This is a genomic window from Pseudoalteromonas sp. GB56 (assembly GCF_054923835.1).
Window position 1 is genome coordinate 56,206 of record NZ_JBPCHK010000003.1, and the last position, 18,738, is coordinate 74,943.

The window sequence follows — 18,738 nt, forward strand, 5'->3', positions numbered from 1 at the left end:
TCAGTTATGAATAAGCAAGAGCGACGTAAATCAGCAAAGGGTAGTGCCGGTTTTAACAAAAACCTCAGCAGTGAATTTATTCGCAAGTATGCGAATAAAGAGGATGTCATCGTACTTCCATCTGGACTTATGTATCGTGTGGTTAAAGGGAGTGATGGTCAGGCACCTACCTGGGATGACACTGTGTGCGTGCATCAACGTATCACGCTCGCTGATGGTACTTTGGTGGATGATACCTACCGCCATGGCCTACCAGAAGAATATGAGATTGCCGAAGCCATTGATGGCTTACAAGAAGCACTACAACTTATGCCAACTGGCGCGCGTTATGAGTTCATTATTCCGCCAGAACTGGCATGGGGTATTAACGGTAATGGCGGCAAAGTCGGACCTAACTCTGTGATGATAGTGGATGTGAAGCTGCTCTCTTTCAGCTGAACACGATTAAAAAAGCCGCACTATGCGGCTTTTTACTATTTTGCAAGAGCAAACTCTAATGTCATTTTCCTGCATTTTTGGGGGCCATTTTCATAACGCCATTGGCTTAATGATTTGCTTGCGGCTTTATTGAATAGCTTTGTTGAATCGGAGGCGATGACATTAATATTAATCGGCGCACCGTCTTCAGAGATATCGTACTCTAATTCTGCCCAACCTTCGATACGCTCGCGCGCAGCTTCAATTGGGTAAAGAGGCGCCACGCGTTTTATTGCATTGTTGATAGACGGTGCTTCTGCTTGATTGTCACGTTGTGCATCAAAATCACAACGTGATGCATACCTGACTACGTCACTTGTTTCTTCGATTATTTCACTTTGAGTACTTGAGCAACCTGCTGTCGCAGCAAGAACCGTTGCGAGCAATGTGAATCGCTTGATCCCTGTCATAATTTATCCCTGTTGTTCTGTTGTGTTATTTAGTTGGTAAAGAGGTCGAAAATGTTGCCCAGTGTACTCGTAGAGCCTTTATAAAACTCCGTGTAGGTGCATTTACTGCAGGTGACCGCGGTGTATTTGCGGTTTTGCATGTCGAAGATTTTTGACCAGCCACTGCCCGTAGTCGCAATAGTATCGGTTTCATAATGCGTACAGTTGCATTTTGGGCATTGCCATCCGTTTGCCATGTTCATTCCTTAATCGATTTTTTTAAATATACTTCTACCATAGTTTTCGTATTGAGGGTAATAGCTGCATTGTGTTTATTCATTGGCTGGTAAATCTGGAGAGTGAAACCGCTTTACTTCATCAATAAACGCTTGCGCTAATTTTGAGCCGCTGCTGTTTTTGGTATTTATCAGGACAACGGGGATTTGATACGAGTATTTCTCAGGCATAACGGCTTTAAATACGCCTTTGTCGACCCAAGATTGGGCATAGTGTTTGGGCAGGTAACCGATGAACTTGCCACTAAGAATGAGCTGAGCGATGCCTTCATCGTGGTAAGCGGTGGCACTGTTTTGGTAATTCAGGTCATCTTGTCGCGCGTCTTTATCACGCATATAGTTGCTGGTGATCACTTCAGCTTCTCCTAGCAGTGCTTTAACACGTGCAGGCTCACAATCAAAGAGCGGGTGGCCACTGGCGCAGTACAGGTAATTTTCTTCATTATGCAGCGCCTGGTATTCTAGGCCCCGCAGATGATGGCGGCTTACGCCAATTCCTACCAAAGCGCGACCATTAACCACGGAGGTTTCTACCTCTTTGGCTTCACATACATTGATATCAAATTGAATGTGATTGCTTTGCTCACGCAGTGCAGCAATCGCTTTTGCAACCGGGCAGTGTGGGTCGCTCACCATGGTATCTATGATGGCGATACTCAGCCGCCCAGAGAGCTCAGTTTTGGAACTCGCGACAGTACTGGCGAAGGCCTCACACTGCTGTAGTAACTCTAATGACGCTTGGTAGGTAACGCGTCCAGGCTCGGTCAATTCAAAGCCACTGCGACCACGTTTGCAGAGTTTTAATCCAAGGCGTACTTCTAAGTCCGATAAATGCGAACTGATTGTAGAGCGACCTATGTTCAAACGTGACTCCGCTGCGGACAAACCACCGCACTCAACGATCGCTACAAATATACGCAAGAGCTTTAAATCAACGTCATGAACCTGCATAGAGTTAATACCTTCTAGATAATATTATTAGTTCGATAAAATCGGAATGAACTACGAACATTATGCATTTATGAAACATCTCCAGCAAGATAGTATGGGCGCAATCAAAGCAGTTTGTGCTTAATTTTTTGGAGAGATAATGATGTTTAGATACGGCGTAGACCAGCTAAATCTTGATATTGTGAATGGTATTGCAAGCGGCGACATTAACGCTGAGCTTTGCCAAGAAGCGTTAGATAAAATTAATAAAAGCAGACATAACGTTGAGGTGATGGCGGCATCAAACGAAGCGGTGTACGGTATTAACACCGGTTTTGGCCCATTGTGCGATACGCAAATCTCGCCAGAAGAAACCCACCTTCTGCAAAAGAACTTGTTGATCACGCACGCGGTAGGTGTGGGTGAGCCAATTGCGAAACCAATCTCTAAATTGATGTTGATCACTAAGGTGCACGCGCTAAGCCAAGGCTTCTCGGGTATCCGTCTTGAAGTTATTGAGCGTATGCTTGCGTTCTTAGATCTTGATTTAATTCCGGTTGTTCCAGAACAAGGTTCTGTAGGTGCGTCGGGTGACTTAGCGCCACTATCACATTTATTTTTACCACTTATCGGTGAAGGTGAGTTTTGGTACGAGGGTAAACCCGTTGCGGCAATCGAACTATTAAAACAACATAATTTAGAGCCGCTTGAGTTGCACGCAAAAGAAGGCCTAGCGCTTATCAATGGTACGCAATTTATCTTGTCTCACGGTATTACAGCATTAACCAAGATGCGCTACCTACTTGATTTAGCGGATCTTGCAGGCGCGATGAGCATTGAAGGCATGCAGGGCAGTGCATCGCCGTTTAGAGAAGAGCTACACGCAACGCGTCCATTTGAGGGTAACATCGAAGTAGCTAAGCGCATGCGTCACTTCTTTAAAGATTCGCAAAACATGGCGTCGCACACTGATTGTGACCGTGTTCAAGACCCATATTCACTGCGTTGTATTCCGCAAGTACACGGTGCATCTCGTAACGCTTTCAATCACTTAAAAGACATGGTTGAGATTGAAATGAACTCAGTGACTGACAACCCAATCGTGATCAGTTCTGAAGAAGCGATTTCTGGCGGTAGCTTCCACGGTCAACCTTTGGCGATGGTTTTAGACTACGCATCAATTGCGGCCGCTGAGCTAGGTAACATTTCAGACCGTCGTTGTTATCTTCTGCTTGAAGGTCTGCACGGCTTACCGCGCTTGTTGACTACATCGGGCGGTCTTAATTCTGGCATGATGATCCCGCAATATGCGACAGCAGCCTTGGTGACTGAAAACAAATCACTTTGTTTCCCGCCGTCAGCTGACAGCGTACCAACGTCAATGGGTCAAGAAGATCACGTGTCGATGGGCAGTATTTCTGGCCGTAAATTGAATCAAATTTTGGGCAACCTCGAAAAGATTTTCGCTATCGAGCTGATGTATGCGGCGCAGGCGATTGATTTCCGTCGTCCAAACAAGTGCTCAGAAATCATCGAAGAGAACTTTGCGATTATCCGTGAGAAAGTAGCCAAGCTAGAAGAAGACAGACTACTAAAACCTGATATTGATGCCATGATTGCATTAGTTAAATCACAAGCGTTTAGCGTGAACTAAGGGGCAAGTGACCATGACTTTCCAAGAACAAATTAAACAAGGTATTCCAAGCGTATTACCTGAGCCAAAGCCATACCCTGCTGGCGTGAACCGCGCACCAAAGCGTAAGGACATTCTCAGTGCCGATGAAAAGCAACTCGCGGTTCGCAACGCATTGCGTTATTTCCCGAAAGAGTGGCATCAAGAACTTGCCGCTGAATTTGCACAAGAGCTAAAAGACTTTGGCCGTATTTACATGTATCGCTTTAAGCCTAACTATGAGATGAAGGCGCGCGCGGTATCTGACTACCCTGCAAAATGTGAGCAAGCAGCGGCGATCATGCTGATGATCGATAACAACCTCGACCCTGCTGTGGCACAGCACCCAGAGGAGCTTATCACTTACGGTGGTAACGGTGCGGTATTCCAAAACTGGGCGCAGTACTTGTTAGCGATGAAATACCTGAGCGAGATGGAGCACGACCAAACGCTTCATATTTATTCCGGTCATCCTATGGGGTTATTCCCTTCATCCATTGAAGCACCGCGCGTTGTTGTAACTAACGGTATGATGATCCCGAATTACTCAAGCCAAGATGACTGGGAAAAGTTCAATGCATTGGGTGTGACTCAGTATGGTCAAATGACTGCGGGTTCATTCATGTACATCGGCCCACAGGGCATCGTTCACGGCACCACCATTACGGTGATGAATGCATTCCGTAAAGTATTAGAAAAAGGTCAAAGCCCGAAAGGCAAGATTTTCCTAACAGCGGGCCTTGGCGGCATGAGTGGCGCGCAGCCAAAAGCGGGTAATATCGCGAACTGTATTACCGTGTGTGCTGAAGTGAACGAAAAAGCGGCGGCTAAGCGTCACCAGCAAGGTTGGGTAGATGAGTTAATCGACAACATGGACGCGCTCATTGCACGTGTACGTGAAGCACAAGCAAACGAAGAAGTCGTGTCTATCGCATACGTTGGTAACATCGTTGATGTATGGGAAAGCTTCGACAAGCACGATATTTTTGTGCACCTAGGATCGGATCAAACATCATTGCACAACCCGTGGTCAGGTGGTTACTACCCAGTGGATATCAGCTTTGAAGAATCAAACCGTTTGATTCGTGAAGAGCCTGAAGTATTCAAAACAAAAGTAAAAGAAACACTGAAGCGCCATGCTGATGCAGTGAATAAGCACACGGCAAAAGGCACTTATTTCTTTGATTACGGCAATGCGTTTTTGCTTGAAGCATCTCGCGCTGGTGGCGATGTGATGGCTGACAATGGCATCGATTTTAAATACCCGTCATACGTGCAAGACATTCTTGGCCCTATGTGTTTTGACTATGGTTTTGGTCCATTCCGTTGGGTGTGTGCATCAGGCAAGCCAGAAGATTTAGACAAGACAGATGCGATTGCCGCAGACGTTCTTAACAAGATCATGGCCGAGTCACCTGAAGAAATTCAGCAACAGATGCAAGACAACATTACTTGGATTAAAGACGCGAAGCAGAACAAACTTGTTGTAGGTTCACAAGCACGTATTTTGTACGCAGATGCGCAAGGTCGTGCTGAAATCGCCAAAGCCTTCAACGATGCAATTAACGCCGGCGAAATTGGCCCGGTGGTACTTGGTCGTGACCACCACGATGTGAGCGGCACTGATTCACCATTCCGTGAAACATCGAACATCTATGACGGCAGTCGTTTCACGGCTGACATGGCGATTCACAACGTAATCGGTGATAGCTTCCGCGGTGCTACGTGGGTGTCTATCCACAATGGTGGCGGTGTTGGTTGGGGTGAAGTGATCAACGGTGGCTTCGGTATGGTACTGGATGGAACAGCAGATGCAGAGCGTCGCCTTAAGTCTATGCTACTGTTTGATGTGAACAACGGTATTGCACGTCGTAGTTGGGCTCGCAACGAAGAAGCTGATTTTGCGATTAAACGTGAAATGGCGCGCACGCCTAAGCTAAAAGTAACCTTAGCAAACCGTGTTGATGACGACATTCTAAACAATCTATCTTTCTGATTTGATTGATATCGCTTAAGTAAAAAAGGAGCCGTTAGGCTCCTTTTTGTTTAGTAACTTACCTTAACCAAATCACTTTGCGCTAACACTGAGCGGATCCCGATAAAGGTGTCCCCATCGCTAGATAAATCGAAACTTAAGCGGTAACGATTCTTCGCGAGCAAGGTGTTTTCGTGTTTACCCGTTTTTACATTTTGTCGGTATAAGAATGCTAAATTTTCTTCGTGCGCAGCGTAGTAAAACCATTCGTTATTTAGCCGCCAGCGATTTGGGTTCGCGTCGTCCAGTTGCGTGACAAACTGCGGCTCTTGCCCTTGGACGTTTATCCAAACTTTGAGCTTATTATCAATGAGTAGCTTTGCTTTATCACCCAAATGCACTTGCGCATATAGCCCTTGGCTAATTCTAATTTTAGTTTGCGCTTTTGGGTCGTAGCGATACAAAACGGGTTGTGCGTATTCGATTCTGCTAAACATCAACGCATCGGTTTCTTGCTGCCAGTAAGCCGTGGCGATTTGTTCAAGTTCGCTGCTTAGGTATGTGAACGCCCCGCTTTTAAGATCATAGGTAAATAATCGCCCATCGAGGATACCTGCTAGCTGGGTTTGCGCATGATTAAGCTGTAATACACTGAATTGGCTTAATTTCGGAAATGTTTTGAGGATTTCTTTTTGGCTGCCTTTAAGTGAAACCAGTTGAGTCTGCTCACCAAGCTGAGTAATGAAATACACAGTCTGTGTATTCGCGCTGAGTTGGACCAGGTCTTCATTACCAACGAATTCGTGATACTCGTGACTTACTTGTTGATTTTCATTAAATGGGTTAGGAGACGTGGTCAAATCAAGGTAATTACCATTGTGTTGTCTGGCGAACACGCAACGTTTGGCACAACGATAAAATACGTTATTGATATGCTTTGTGGGAATGGGCAGTTCCGAAAGCTCCTGAGTGTCTAAATTAAATTGAGCGAACTCTCCGGTGAAGCTTGAAAGCGTGATAGAAGTATCTTCCTCATCCCAAATTAGTGTGTGAAATGGCTGCGGAAGTGCTTGAATATGGGTTAATTCACCGCTTTGTTTATGTTGTATCAGTAACTCAGTACCCTTGTCAGAAGTACTGCGCAGTAAAGCGATACGTTGACCGTTTTGGGATTCTCGGGCGACATAATCTCCTTGCCCTAGCGTGGCGGGGGCGGTGATGTTGGTCAATGTGGATGAGCTTAAATGGAAGTACCACACTTTTTGAGAGGCATTGGGTTGTTTTGTGTCACTCAAGTACAGGCCTTCACCATCTGCAGACCAAGACTGTAAATACCGCTTATCTGCTACTTCTTTAGGTAATGCTATCGCATTCGTTATCCCAGTTTCTAATGAGTAGTCGGCTATAAAAATATCATTGTGCTCTGGCGTGCTGCGTGTATAGGCCACGAGCAAACCGTCGGGAGAAAAGTGTGCATTCGCATAATTCGCATCATCAAAGGTTAAGCGAGTTGTGGTGTTGGTGGTGAGCTGCTTGCTGAAAAGTTGCAGGAAGTCATCTTTGTTCGCGCGCTGCGAAAATATGAGCACTTGGTTTGTTGCATCGTATGCGGGACTGACTTCGGAGCCAAGCATAGTGGTTAATTTTTCGATGCGTTGCTCGGTCGTACTAGGGACTTGCCATTGCACAAATAAAGCAATGGCGGCCACGAACAGGGCTGTGGCAATTAGGGCAATGTGTTGGGCATTGACTCTAGGTTCAGGAGGTTGGCTATCAAGGTCTTCCACGATAGCAATTAGCACAAAACCCTTTGTGGGCACAGTGCGAATGTAGCGAGGTGATTTTGCATCATCAGCTAAGCATTTACGTAGCTTTTTGATCACTGCTCGATACGCATCATCGGTAATAACGCGGTTGGGCCAAAGCGTATCTATTAGCGCCTGTCGGGGCACTAATTCACCTCTGTTATCGACAAATAGCTTGAGCAACTCATTGAGCTGCGGCTCTATTTTTTTTGACTCTGTGCCTTTGCTCAACAGCGCATGTTGATAATCGAAAACATATTCACCAATACGATACACGACATCCCACTTGTTTATTATTTTTATAACCTTTTCATAATCTTACTGCATGTGACTATTTGTGACTAATGCATTGTTGCTGAAGTCACATTAAGTCCTTAGGCAAGTAGCAAAGGCTAAGTCATTGTTTGAACCACAATAACTCAAAAGGTGAAATCAATGAATTACCGCATTCTGATAATTCTCTGTTTATTTATATTCTGCTCAACAAGTTACTCCCAATCTAATGATGAGGAATTGTCAAATGGACAGATTCAAGCATACATCGACAATATTAGGACCCAGTACCGAGTCCCGGGTATTGCCGTTGCAATGGTCGAAATGGGCAAGCCTACCCAGATATTTACATCAGGAGTGACTAACATCCAAAGTAATAAAACAATCACTGAACACACTCAATTTCGTTTTGGCTCGGTAGCGAAAATCTTGGTGGCGATGTCGGTAATGAAACTGGTTGAACAGGGGCAATTGTCTCTGGATAGCAAGGTGCGAGATCTCGCGCCAGAGATCGCCTTCGCTAATCCTTGGGCGGCAGAGCATCCTTTAACCGTGCAGCACTTGTTGAATCACACTACTGGCTGGGATGGGATGCATTTCGCTGAAAATGTGGCACAAAAGCATACGCCGCTTTCTGTGCGGCAAGTCTTGGAACTACATCCACACAGTCGTGAATCGCGTTGGCCGCCAGGTAGTCGCTTCGCTTACAACAATAACGGTCCACTGGTCGCTGCATACATAGTCGAAAAGTTGAGTGGCACCCCTTACGAAGCTTTTGTAAAGCAGCAGTTTTTTGCGCCTTTAGGTATGAACAGTAGTGATTATTTCTATACAGACAGTTACCGTGAGCATGCGGCGACTCTCTATGTTAGGCAACGCCCTATAGCCTATGAGCACATCAATAATCGCGCTGCAGGTGGGTTAAACAGCTCTATTGCTGACATGGCAAAGTTAATTGCGTTTTTGCTTTCCCAGGGGCGAGATGAGCATGCATTATTGAACGAAAAATCAATAGCATTGATGCAAAAGCCTAGTGGCTCAAGCTTTACTGACGCTGGGTTGGAATTTACTAATTCTCAAGGTTTGAATTTATATCATAAAAATGGTTGGGTGCTTTTTGGGCATGAAGGGTCAGTGCGTGGTGCAATGGTGCAACTTATGTATCAGCCGCAATTAAGAAAGGGCTTTGTCATCGCCATGAACAGTGAAAGCCCAGCTATCATGAAGTTACATACGTTACTGGCGGATGCAATAACGCGATCATCTGCACAGGACAACACCGATTTAAGTCAGCCCTTTAGCGAACACACACAAACTCTTTCTGGTGTGTATCGTGTCATAAACCCCACTTCCAAATTGACTACACTGTTTTCGCAGCTCATGCCATGGCGACTGCAGGTTGGTGAAAATCAAGCGACAATAGGGCCACTATTTGGTATGAAATCAAGGCAATTAAGCGCGCTCACAGAAAAACAATTGGCGCAGGCAGAAACCGGAAAAACGGTGCTGGTAATTGGCAATGACACACTGGCAGGGGAGGTGATTTATTATGGCCCAATGACCTTGCAACGTGTGCCTGCTTATAGCGCTTATATGCCATTGCTATTGATGATTATATGGCTCATCACTTCAGTGTGTGCACTTCTTTTCGCCTTAATTTGGGTTCCACGGATGTGCCTTGGCAAAATATCAAACCGTGAAAGTATTCGGATCCGCGCATGGTCAATAACACCTGTGGTTGTGTTTATAGCCACGATGATTTTGGTCTTCAAAGCTAAATCCAGTGCGCATTTATTTGAGTTGGTGGGCCAGCCGACTTGGCTCTCAGTATCTATCTTCATGTTAAGCATCGGATTTTTTATAGCTTCCTTGTACGCTATTTTTATTTGGTGGCGCGCTGTGAAATCGGACATTAAGCCGGTACTTGTTTACTTTTGCTTGATTTGTAATGTGTTAACGGTGGGTGTTGCCTGTGTATTGCTGGTCAATGGACTTATCGGTGTGCGGTTGTGGGCATAGAGTAGTTCAATTGCTAAAAAAAGGAGGCTGGAGCCTCCTTCATTTCTGTATGGCTTTATTATGTGTGAGCTAACTTCAAGCCGACTATGCCGGCGCAGATCAGCGCTAAGCTTACCAACTTTAAGATGTTTGCTGACTCTCCAAACAATACGATTCCGCAAATAGCGGTGCCGATTGCGCCAATACCTACCCACACTGCGTAGGCTGTGCCTACAGGTAGTGATTTTAAGGCAATACCTAATAACAGGAAGCTGAGAATCAAGGACGTGAGTGTGGCTAGGGTCGGCCACAACTTGGTAAAGCCATCGGTGTATTTAAGACCTATAGCCCATGAAATTTCCAAAAGGCCAGCAAGGATAAGGATAAACCAGTTCATAGATACCTCTAAGTAGAGGTCGTCCTCTGGTAAAGATTGAGCGGTAGGGTCGTCCCTACTTCAGAATAGAAAAGTTTCGTCAATAACAGGATTGCACTCTAGCGAATTACTCAAGCCAGAATGATTGAGCAGATTAACTAATTTTTCTATTACTTGCCAGCCTTACTCGGTTAATTGGTTGACGATAGTTGCTGTTACCGGTGTTTAATTTACCCTTTAAACCCCAAATAAAATGCGGGCAGGGATAAAAACAGAAACAACACGCCTAATGTATAACTATGTCCCTCTGCTAGGCGAGCTTTATCTTCTTGCCCTGGAACAAAAAGAACATCTGCTGCGCTGCCCACAGGTATCACTTTGTGGCTGAATGATGTAGTGGATTTCACTTCAAAGGCCGTGCCTAAATGGATAAATTCAAAATACGGACGATACATGGTTTTCTTATGACCATTGCTGCCTTTAGATTGATATTCATCGTAGCGCACAACTGTACCTTTGGTTTTAATCGCGACGCGATTGAAGCGAACGTAGTCGATGATAATAAATAGGCCAAGACCACCAAAAGCTGTCGCAGCTATCAGTAATATAAAATTCATGCTTATTAACGCTCCATTATTATGTGCTTAGAGTTGCCAGCTTAGTAGCCTATTTCTGTATATTATTTGATTTACAAAGAGATAGCACGAAGAGCGTTAGGTGAAGGTAGATAGAAAAAGAGCCCTAGTCAGGGCCCTTTAAGAACGATTAATAAGCAGCAATATGGGTTATTAGCCGCGACCAACGTTCGTCAAGTATTTACGCTGTTCCCAAGTGATCGGATACATTGATTCAATATCACATTCGCCCACTTTAGAACCTGGCTTTACAATGTGATCTGTTTTTTTATCGAGCGATAAATCAGAAACACGAGACAATGTAACGGCTTGTTGGTCCATGTCGTCACATTTTTGAGCGGTTTTTACGAGGTAATTACCATTATGTTGGGCGTTAATAATCACGTAGCTTTCACTGAGAGACGTTGAGCTCGTAATTTTTTTAGCGTTAATCTTTTCAACGCTTTCAAGTTTTTCACTAGCAATGTATTGCTCATAGGCTTTGTCTTTTTCTGCTAATGACATACCACCTGCAGCAGCACTAAAAGATAATACAGCGCTTGTAGCTAGAAGGGTTACAAGTAAATTTCTCATAATATTTCCTTATCCATAGAGGTTTTACCTTTGATAGTTATTATTTTTTATCAGCCCATGGTCCTGTGACTAAACTGCCTGTCATCTCCAGACTCACAATGATTAGATTGTTAAACCTGTTAAAAAATATAACTTAAAATTCATATTAGCAGTATTTCATATAATTTTCATAGAGTGAAAATCAAACAGATATAATCTAGTGTGATAAGTAATTAACAAAGGGCATTGGAAATAAATCTAAAAATAAACGTACTCGCTCTTTGTTATCGTGGCGTTTTGCTTTGTGCAAAGCCAATACTATTTCCCCACTTTTATCTCCAACGGTCAGTCTCCTGCAGGATGCACAGGAACACGGCTAGAGTTTCTTAGAAAAACACCTAGTGGCTTAGCGTAAAGATTTTAATTGTCGTACAATATGCGGCTCTTTTTCTTGGGGCTGTTTTATCCATGAATCGCAATGCGTGGCTATTTATTTTTCTGAGCTTACTTACGGGTTTAATCGGTGCGTTTGTGAACCCACTGATGAGCTTATTTATCGTTGAAGGGCTACAAAGCCCGCCTATGTATCTCGGTGTGTATACCGCAGGTGTCACGCTAATGGGCATTGTGTCCAGCCAATGGCTCGGCTCTCTAGCAGACAAGGGCGTCAACGCGCGCAACTTGTTTATGATAGCTGTCAGCGGTATGGCAATCGCTTTGCTCATGTTTGCTAACGCCACCTCATTTTGGCAAGTTTTTGCTGCAGGCGTGCTGTTTCTCTCTTTGGGTAACGCTGCAATCCCCCAAGTCATGACCATCGCTCGATTTTGGGCCGATAAGCAGTCAGACGTCGATATCACCCAATTTAACTCTCAACTCAGAGCTGCAATTTCTTTTGCGTGGGTGGCTGGGCCGCCAGTGGGCTATTTTTTTGCTGCAGGTGTGGCGTTTGAGCGCTCGTTTTATATTGCTGCGGGGTTGGCACTGCTGGCGCTGACATTTGCTGTGTTGTTCATTCCAAAGCAGAGCCGATGCTCCTATTCACATGCACATCCCAACTCACAGTCGGCGTCGTTATCATTTTGGCTGTTGACTGGGGCGGTTATGTTCGGCTCTATCGCCAATATTATGTATTTTTCAGCTTTGCCGCTTTACGTAATCAAGGAGCTCAACTTTGCCAGTCATGTACCTGGCGTTTTTATGGGCCTTGTTGCCCTTGGTGAAATTCCCGTTATGCTCTATGCCGCCAAGTTGTCAAAGAGCGTCAGTAAAATGAAACTGCTGGGTTTTGCGTTTGTGTGTGCCATAACTTTTTATACAGGCGTGTTTTTTGCGCAGGACGTGTGGCAGTTTGCTGCGTTACAACTTGTAAACGCGCTGTATTACGGCATATTTGCGGGGATTGGTTTAACTGTATTGCAAGACCAGATGCCACGGCGCATCGGTTTCACCTCTGCGGTATATGGTAATGCAATAAAATTAGGAGTGATGCTCGGAACTGCGGGTACGGGGTTAATCGCACAGTTTTATAGTTTTAGATTTGCCACGTTAGGCTCTGTGGTTGCGGCGAGTGCTGCGTTGCTGTGTTTGCTGTTATTCAATATGCTCAAACAATCCGCACAGAAGCCGTTAGACTCTGTCGCAGAAGCGGCATAAAAAAAGCCGCGAATGCGGCTTTTTTTGAATGGAGTGGCGTTAGTTCTCAATCAACTTGGTGCGTAGTTTATTGAGATCCTTTTCGTCAACGACTGGCCAGTCATTCTCCCAATTCATAGGCAGAATACGTAATTTTTGAATACCTTTGTCTGCGCGCTCATAAGCATGCAAAACAAGGTAGTCCTGACCATCGAAGGTGTAGGCTGAATTGTGCCCAAGCGCGACCCAGTCTTTGTTACCTTCAATAACTAACGAACCACCACCGTCATTGAGTGATTTCCCATCTTTATCTAGATATGGACCTGTTACAGATTTACTGCGCCCTACACGCACGTTGTAGGTGCTATCGAGACCCTGACAACATTTGTCGAATGAGACGAACAAGTAGTAGTAACCATTCTTTTTGAAAATAAAAGGCGCTTCCACTGGCCCATGCTCGGTATTCGGACGTGCTGAAATGGTGTGCCACTGTTGTGGCTCGGCCAGACGCACTAAATCATCATCGAGCTTCACTAGTTTCAAACCACCCCAGAATGAACCGAAGCTCATCCAATGTTCGCCATTGTCATCCTCAATAATGGCGGGGTCGATGGCGTTCCAGTTATCGCGTTCGGGCACTGACTGCACCACAATTCCATGATCGACCCATTTGTAATCGGGAGAATCAGGGTCAAGCGTGGTGTTGACGGTTACACCGATACCGGAGGTATTTTTACCAAATGCTGACACTGAATAATAAAGATAAAATTTGCCATCCTTTTGGTATACGTCGGGTGCCCATAAATGGCCACCAAAGCCCGGAGCTACGCGTTGAGCCCAACTTGGTTCGTCTTTAAAAACGCGGCCAGTTAATTGCCAATTTGTAATATTTTTGGATTCGTAATACGTGATGCCTGGGCCTGTACTGAACACATAGTATGTATCACCTTCTTTGGCCATAACCGGATCATGTACTTCAACCTGCTTGGCACAAGCGACGGTAGCTAGAAGTGAGCTTGCTATCGCTAACCCTTTAAGCAGCGCTTTATTGTTGTTCATAGTGAGTCTCTTTCACCCTATTCATTTGCACAGTGTAACAATACTTTGTATATATGTAATACAATATTAATAATTAGCAAGGAAAACACGATGGATGCGTTGCTCTCTCGGATAAGTTGCATCTTTGTATTTGCGATAAGTACTCTGTGGTTGCAACTGGCGCAAGCACAATCAACTGGCGCTGCAGCAAACATAGATAACCCTATAGTACTTCAACGTGCCGATCCATGGTTAGTCCGTCATGAACAGACGGGCTGCTATACCTTTATTGGCACCTCGCCAAAATTTAATGAAATTGAGCTTCGCCAAGCGTGTCGCCTTAATGATTTAAAACTCGCCGAGCCCAAGGTGGTTTGGCGTAAGCATGAAACAGGGCCTATGAGCACGAACATCTGGGCACCAGAGCTGCATCAAATTGAGGGTAGCTGGTACATCTATTACGCCGCGGCGCCAAAAGATAAGCCGTTTAATATTCGTATGTATGCGCTTAAAAATACCCATGCGGATCCGATGCAAGGACAGTGGCAAGAAGCAGGACAAATCAAGACTCATCTGGATACGTTTTCGCTGGATGCAACCACCTTTGAGCACCGTGGTAAACGTTACTTGGTGTGGGCACAACAGGATAAAGAACGCACTTACAATTCAGCATTGTGGCTTGCCCAGATGGACTCACCAACCACTATCAAAATGCCAGTCACGTTACTGAGTGAACCAACCCTTGAATGGGAAGTGCAAGGTTACAAAGTAAACGAAGGGGCAGCGGTGATAAAACATGGTAAGCGTATTTTCATTACTTATTCGGCCAGTGCAACGGATCACCGCTATGCTATGGGACTGTTGTGGGCTGATATTGATGCTGATTTGGCTGACGCTGCGAGTTGGCACAAACAAGCACAGCCTTTATTCGAAACGAATGCAGGCTTAGGACGTTTTGGCCCGGGTCATAATGGCTTCACATTGGCTGAAGACGGCAAGACACCGTTAATGATTTACCACAGCAGGGATTACAAAGAGTTGCAAGGCTCGCCACTGTCCGATCCGAATCGTCACGCGCGCGCACGTGTTGTTGGATTCGATGAAAATGGCATGTTGACGGTTTACCCACAGAAGTCAGATTAGATGCGTGTTGACGAAAAATAATAAAAAGCCTGCGATGAAGCAGGCTTTTTGAGTTACATAAAATAGTTACATTGAGCCAAGTGTCAGCATCATGGCTGTGTACATTTTCAAGTTAAGCTCAATTTGCTCAACGGTTAGAAATTCATGCTCTGAATGACCTGTATAAGGTTTTCCTGGCATCGAAGGGCCAAACGACACGGCATTATTAAACAATTTAGCATTGGTGCCGCCACCGATTGAAACGAACGATGCGTCTTCATCACCGGTATAGTGCTTGAAGATATCCAGCAGTGCTTGGGCGTGTGGAGCGCCGTCAAGCAACATCGGTGTGCCAATCTCTACTTCTACATTCTTCAACGTGACTTGATGAGATTGCTGCCACGCCCCAAGTGCTTGCTCGATTTGCTGCGATAGCACTTCGGCGTCTTTGCCTACAGGACGACGTAAATTGACTGAAAGCGTAATCTCATTGCCCGCACGTTTCAGTAGCGTTGGTGCCACTGTCATCGGGCCCATAAAATCATGTTCATAAGCTATTTCACCGAACTGTTTGCCGTATAAACCTAAGCCAATCAATTCATTAATAAACGATAACGCTTGTCCATCTGCGTTGTTTGCTAGCTTCACGCCGTCAAAAATTGCTGCAAGATGAGCAATGGCATTTACACCTGCTTCTGGCTCAGATGAGTGTGCTGAGGTGCCTTTAACTTGGATATGCAAAGCGTCTTGTTGCTCGACCATAGACACTTTTACGCTTTCTAATTTACCAATGTTACCTTGTAAGATTTCTTTCGTGGCGTCGTCGGCATTATGAATGACTACACTGGCATCTTCAGGGATTTGGCTTACGAAGGCACCGCCTTTAAGGTCGCTCGCATACACACCGCTTGTGACATCAGTTCCGCTGAATGTAGGTGCAATTAAGCTCCAGCCTTTCTCCGCCACCACAACGGGGTAGCTGGCATCAATGGTAACCGCGTATTTAGGTTGTTCATATGTTTGCATGAACGCGCGAAGCGGCGCCCAATCGGATTCTTCAGCAAGGTAAATCATGAGTTCGATGCGGTTATCAAGCTCGATGCCTTTGTCCTTAATCGCTTTCATTGCGTACAGTGCAGTAGCGATTGCGCCTTTATCATCTTCGGTTCCGCGGCCAATTAATTTGCCCGGCTCGGATGTTTTATCCAATTTGAATGGGCTTTGTGCCCACTTGCTGGCATCGGCCGGTTGTACATCACCGTGGGTCACAATCGTCACTTTTTGTGGCTGTTGGCCCATACCAATGAGTACTGTTTCGCCGTGATCTTGGTAATCAAACCCTAGCTGTGCGGCTTTCATTTTGAGCAGGTTTTTGAAACCAATGAACTCAGGGTTTTTGGTTGTTTCAATTTCGCCAGTATTAACCGTGGCAAATGACACCATGTTCTCAAGTGTGTGTATTTGCGCATCTTGATATTGTTCAACGGCATAATTGGCAATGGCATCTTTGTCTACGCTGAGTGTTGCCGCAAAGCTCGATGCACTAAAAAGCGCGATGGCACAGGCAATAATTGAAGCTTTCAAAGTGGTTCCTTGTGTTGTCTCGAATGAGCATTGTGCAACTTAAAAATAGATTAGTACCTGTTTTAAGATGGCTTATCTCATATTTCGTTACAGTAGTGGCGAATAATGGTCAGTTGCATTGTAGCGAAGTCAGCGGCTTGTCCGCTAGGGGAGAGTGCACTTAAATGCCATAAAAAAGGGGCGAAGAGCCCCTTTGTGCAGAACCATAAATTGTTTACACAATCACTTACCAAAAGCGAATGTAGATAAACGCGGTGATAGCCAAAATACCAAAGGTATGAATGTAGTCCCATTTATCTAGGCCCGCAATGACTTCACGCATTGTGCCTTTACCCAGCGTTTTAAAGGTAAGCCCGGCCAACTCTTCGTCGCTCTTGCGCTGTGTAAATGCACTGATAACTACGATAGCGACGGTTACGATCACGAACAGTAAAATACAGTAATACAGCCAGTTCATCGTCACCACCCAGCCGATTGGCGTGCCAGCAACTGTTTCTTTCATTGGCAGTAACACCAGGCGGAACATACCAAGAATGAAGCCAATTACGAGGCCTGCAAAACCTGCTGCAGGGGTTACACGGCGACTAAGCAGGCCAAGTAAAAATACCGCAGCAATGCCAGGGGCGATGAGCGACTGCACACTCTGAAGGTATTCATATAATACGTCGGCGATGAGACTCATAACCGGTATCCATAGAATACCCAGAGCCACGATAACCACAGTGGCGATGCGGCCCACTTTAAGCAGGTGTTTCTCGCTCGATTCTGGCTTGAATTTCTTATAGAAATCAATGGTGAATAGAGTTGCTGATGAATTGAACAAAGAGGCCAACGAACTCATCAGTGCCGCAACTAGGCCACCAATAACCACCCCTTTTATGCCTGATGGAAGTAGTTCAGCAACCAGTGTTGGGAAAGCTTGGTCGGCGCTTTCGTAGCTGATAATACCTTTGGCATTGAGCGCATAGGCAATCATGCCCGGCACCAAGAAGATAAATACAGGTAGCAGCTTCAAATAACCCGCGAACATAGTACCACGACGAGCTTCTTTTATGCCTTTTGCTGAGAGTACACGTTGCACGATATATTGGTCGGTACACCAGTACCAGAAGCCAATAATGAATGAACCGAAGATAATGCCAGGCCATGGGAACTCAGCGTCGCTAGCCGAGCGAATTAGGTGCATGTTGGCTTCATTTAAGCGTTCAACCTCAGACCAGCCACCCACTTTGTCTAAACCGACCACCAAGATCACGACGGACCCGATTATGAGGATCGGGGTTTGTAATACTGACGTCCACATGATGGCTTTCATACCGCCAAGCACGGTGTAAATACCGGTGATAATCACTAGGCCCAGTGCGGAAATCCAGAAAAAGTCGATGCCCCAAATACTGTCTATACCGAGTATTGCTTTAAAGGCCACACCACCGGCATAAACAGTCACCGCCACCTTGGTTAATACATAACTGACTAATGAAATAACCGACAAGAAGGTACGAGATGACGAGTTGAAACGACGTTCGAGGAATTCGGGCATGGTATAGACTTTACTGCTCCAGTAAAAAGGCACAAAAAGCCAACCTAGCAGTAAGATGATCCAAGATTGCAATTCCCAATGTGCAAGTGCCATCCCCGATTGTGCGCCTGAACCACTCAGACCAACAAGGTGCTCAGAGCCGATGTTTGAGGCAAAAATAGAGGCGCCAATCACGAGCCAACTCGCATTTCGACCCGCGAGGAAGTAGTCGGTAGTGTCTTCTTCTTTTTGACGAATGGACATCACGACGACACCTGCTAGCAGGATAAAAAACCCCGCTAGGACCGCCCAGTCCAACGTGCTTAATTCAACCATAATTTACTCACAATGTGTTGTAACAAACGTGGACTGCATCAATAGTACAATCCCAATATGAATTTTGAAGTATTATATTATAAAATGATTAAGTCAAAGGGTTTGTGTTAACCAGTAGTTACCAAT

At 45.3% G+C, this 18,738-nt stretch carries 16 protein-coding genes; 6 read left to right on the forward strand and 10 right to left on the reverse strand.

Features of this window, described 5'->3' with window-relative positions; all coding sequences use genetic code 11:
• The first annotated feature begins 6 nt into the window (after positions 1-6).
• Positions 7-438, forward strand: a complete 432-nt coding sequence (locus ACH19P_RS15650; protein ID WP_462159531.1) for an FKBP-type peptidyl-prolyl cis-trans isomerase — start codon at positions 7-9, stop codon at positions 436-438.
• A 35-nt stretch (positions 439-473) separates the two neighbouring features.
• Here the strand turns inward: ACH19P_RS15650 and ACH19P_RS15655 are convergent, their stop codons facing one another.
• The 3 genes from ACH19P_RS15655 to ACH19P_RS15665 all read right to left on the reverse strand — a co-directional run bounded on the left by ACH19P_RS15655 (position 474) and on the right by ACH19P_RS15665 (position 2,113).
• Complete coding sequence (locus ACH19P_RS15655; protein ID WP_462159532.1) at positions 474-887, reverse strand: energy transducer TonB; 414 nt, start codon at positions 885-887, stop codon at positions 474-476.
• Between the two features lie 29 nt (positions 888-916).
• A complete protein-coding gene (locus tag ACH19P_RS15660) occupies positions 917-1,123 on the reverse strand; it encodes a zinc ribbon domain-containing protein (protein ID WP_462159533.1) in 207 nt (68 codons plus the stop codon).
• Between the two features lie 75 nt (positions 1,124-1,198).
• Positions 1,199-2,113, reverse strand: a complete 915-nt coding sequence (locus ACH19P_RS15665; protein WP_462159534.1) for a LysR family transcriptional regulator — start codon at positions 2,111-2,113, stop codon at positions 1,199-1,201.
• A 139-nt stretch (positions 2,114-2,252) separates the two neighbouring features.
• Here ACH19P_RS15665 and hutH point away from each other — a divergent pair, with 139 nt between their 5' ends.
• Positions 2,253-3,746: a histidine ammonia-lyase gene (gene hutH / locus ACH19P_RS15670; RefSeq protein WP_462159535.1), complete on the forward strand. Its 1,494-nt coding sequence runs from the start codon at positions 2,253-2,255 to the stop codon at positions 3,744-3,746.
• Between the two features lie 13 nt (positions 3,747-3,759).
• A complete protein-coding gene (locus ACH19P_RS15675; protein ID WP_462159536.1) occupies positions 3,760-5,760 on the forward strand; it encodes a urocanate hydratase in 2,001 nt (666 codons plus the stop codon).
• A gap of 50 nt (positions 5,761-5,810) precedes the next feature.
• Here the strand turns inward: ACH19P_RS15675 and ACH19P_RS15680 are convergent, their stop codons facing one another.
• The gene (locus ACH19P_RS15680; protein ID WP_462159537.1) at positions 5,811-7,820 is read right to left on the reverse strand and encodes a winged helix-turn-helix domain-containing protein; all 2,010 of its coding nucleotides are present in this window, start codon (positions 7,818-7,820) and stop codon (positions 5,811-5,813) included.
• A gap of 237 nt (positions 7,821-8,057) precedes the next feature.
• Here ACH19P_RS15680 and ACH19P_RS15685 point away from each other — a divergent pair, with 237 nt between their 5' ends.
• Positions 8,058-9,836 (forward strand): serine hydrolase domain-containing protein, encoded by a 1,779-nt coding sequence (locus tag ACH19P_RS15685; RefSeq protein ID WP_462159538.1) that lies wholly within the window; start codon positions 8,058-8,060, stop codon positions 9,834-9,836.
• A gap of 58 nt (positions 9,837-9,894) precedes the next feature.
• Here the strand turns inward: ACH19P_RS15685 and sugE are convergent, their stop codons facing one another.
• The 3 genes from sugE to ACH19P_RS15700 form a co-directional block, all read right to left on the reverse strand.
• Positions 9,895-10,212 carry a quaternary ammonium compound efflux SMR transporter SugE gene (sugE, locus tag ACH19P_RS15690; RefSeq protein ID WP_462159539.1) on the reverse strand — a complete coding sequence of 106 codons (318 nt, stop codon included), beginning with the start codon at positions 10,210-10,212 and terminating at the stop codon, positions 9,895-9,897.
• A gap of 209 nt (positions 10,213-10,421) precedes the next feature.
• Positions 10,422-10,808 carry a hypothetical protein gene (locus ACH19P_RS15695; RefSeq protein WP_462159540.1) on the reverse strand — a complete coding sequence of 129 codons (387 nt, stop codon included), beginning with the start codon at positions 10,806-10,808 and terminating at the stop codon, positions 10,422-10,424.
• 171 nt (positions 10,809-10,979) lie between these two features.
• Entirely contained in the window at positions 10,980-11,399 is a 420-nt protein-coding gene (locus ACH19P_RS15700; protein ID WP_462159541.1) for a DUF6491 family protein, read from the reverse strand.
• Between the two features lie 447 nt (positions 11,400-11,846).
• On the opposite strand from ACH19P_RS15700, the gene ACH19P_RS15705 reads away from it, so the two are divergent.
• The gene (locus ACH19P_RS15705) at positions 11,847-13,034 is read left to right on the forward strand and encodes a sugar efflux transporter (RefSeq protein ID WP_462159542.1); all 1,188 of its coding nucleotides are present in this window, start codon (positions 11,847-11,849) and stop codon (positions 13,032-13,034) included.
• 39 nt (positions 13,035-13,073) lie between these two features.
• Here the strand turns inward: ACH19P_RS15705 and ACH19P_RS15710 are convergent, their stop codons facing one another.
• Complete coding sequence (locus ACH19P_RS15710; protein ID WP_462159543.1) at positions 13,074-14,072, reverse strand: family 43 glycosylhydrolase; 999 nt, start codon at positions 14,070-14,072, stop codon at positions 13,074-13,076.
• 90 nt (positions 14,073-14,162) lie between these two features.
• Between ACH19P_RS15710 and ACH19P_RS15715 the strand changes: the two genes are divergently transcribed.
• On the forward strand, positions 14,163-15,194 hold the full coding sequence (locus tag ACH19P_RS15715) for a glycoside hydrolase family 43 protein (RefSeq protein ID WP_462159544.1): 1,032 nt from the start codon (positions 14,163-14,165) through the stop codon (positions 15,192-15,194).
• Positions 15,195-15,260: 66 nt separating this feature from the next.
• Here the strand turns inward: ACH19P_RS15715 and ACH19P_RS15720 are convergent, their stop codons facing one another.
• The gene (locus ACH19P_RS15720) at positions 15,261-16,757 is read right to left on the reverse strand and encodes a dipeptidase (RefSeq protein ID WP_462159545.1); all 1,497 of its coding nucleotides are present in this window, start codon (positions 16,755-16,757) and stop codon (positions 15,261-15,263) included.
• A 226-nt stretch (positions 16,758-16,983) separates the two neighbouring features.
• Positions 16,984-18,612 carry a sodium:solute symporter gene (locus tag ACH19P_RS15725; RefSeq protein WP_462159546.1) on the reverse strand — a complete coding sequence of 543 codons (1,629 nt, stop codon included), beginning with the start codon at positions 18,610-18,612 and terminating at the stop codon, positions 16,984-16,986.
• Positions 18,613-18,738: the final 126 nt, after the last annotated feature.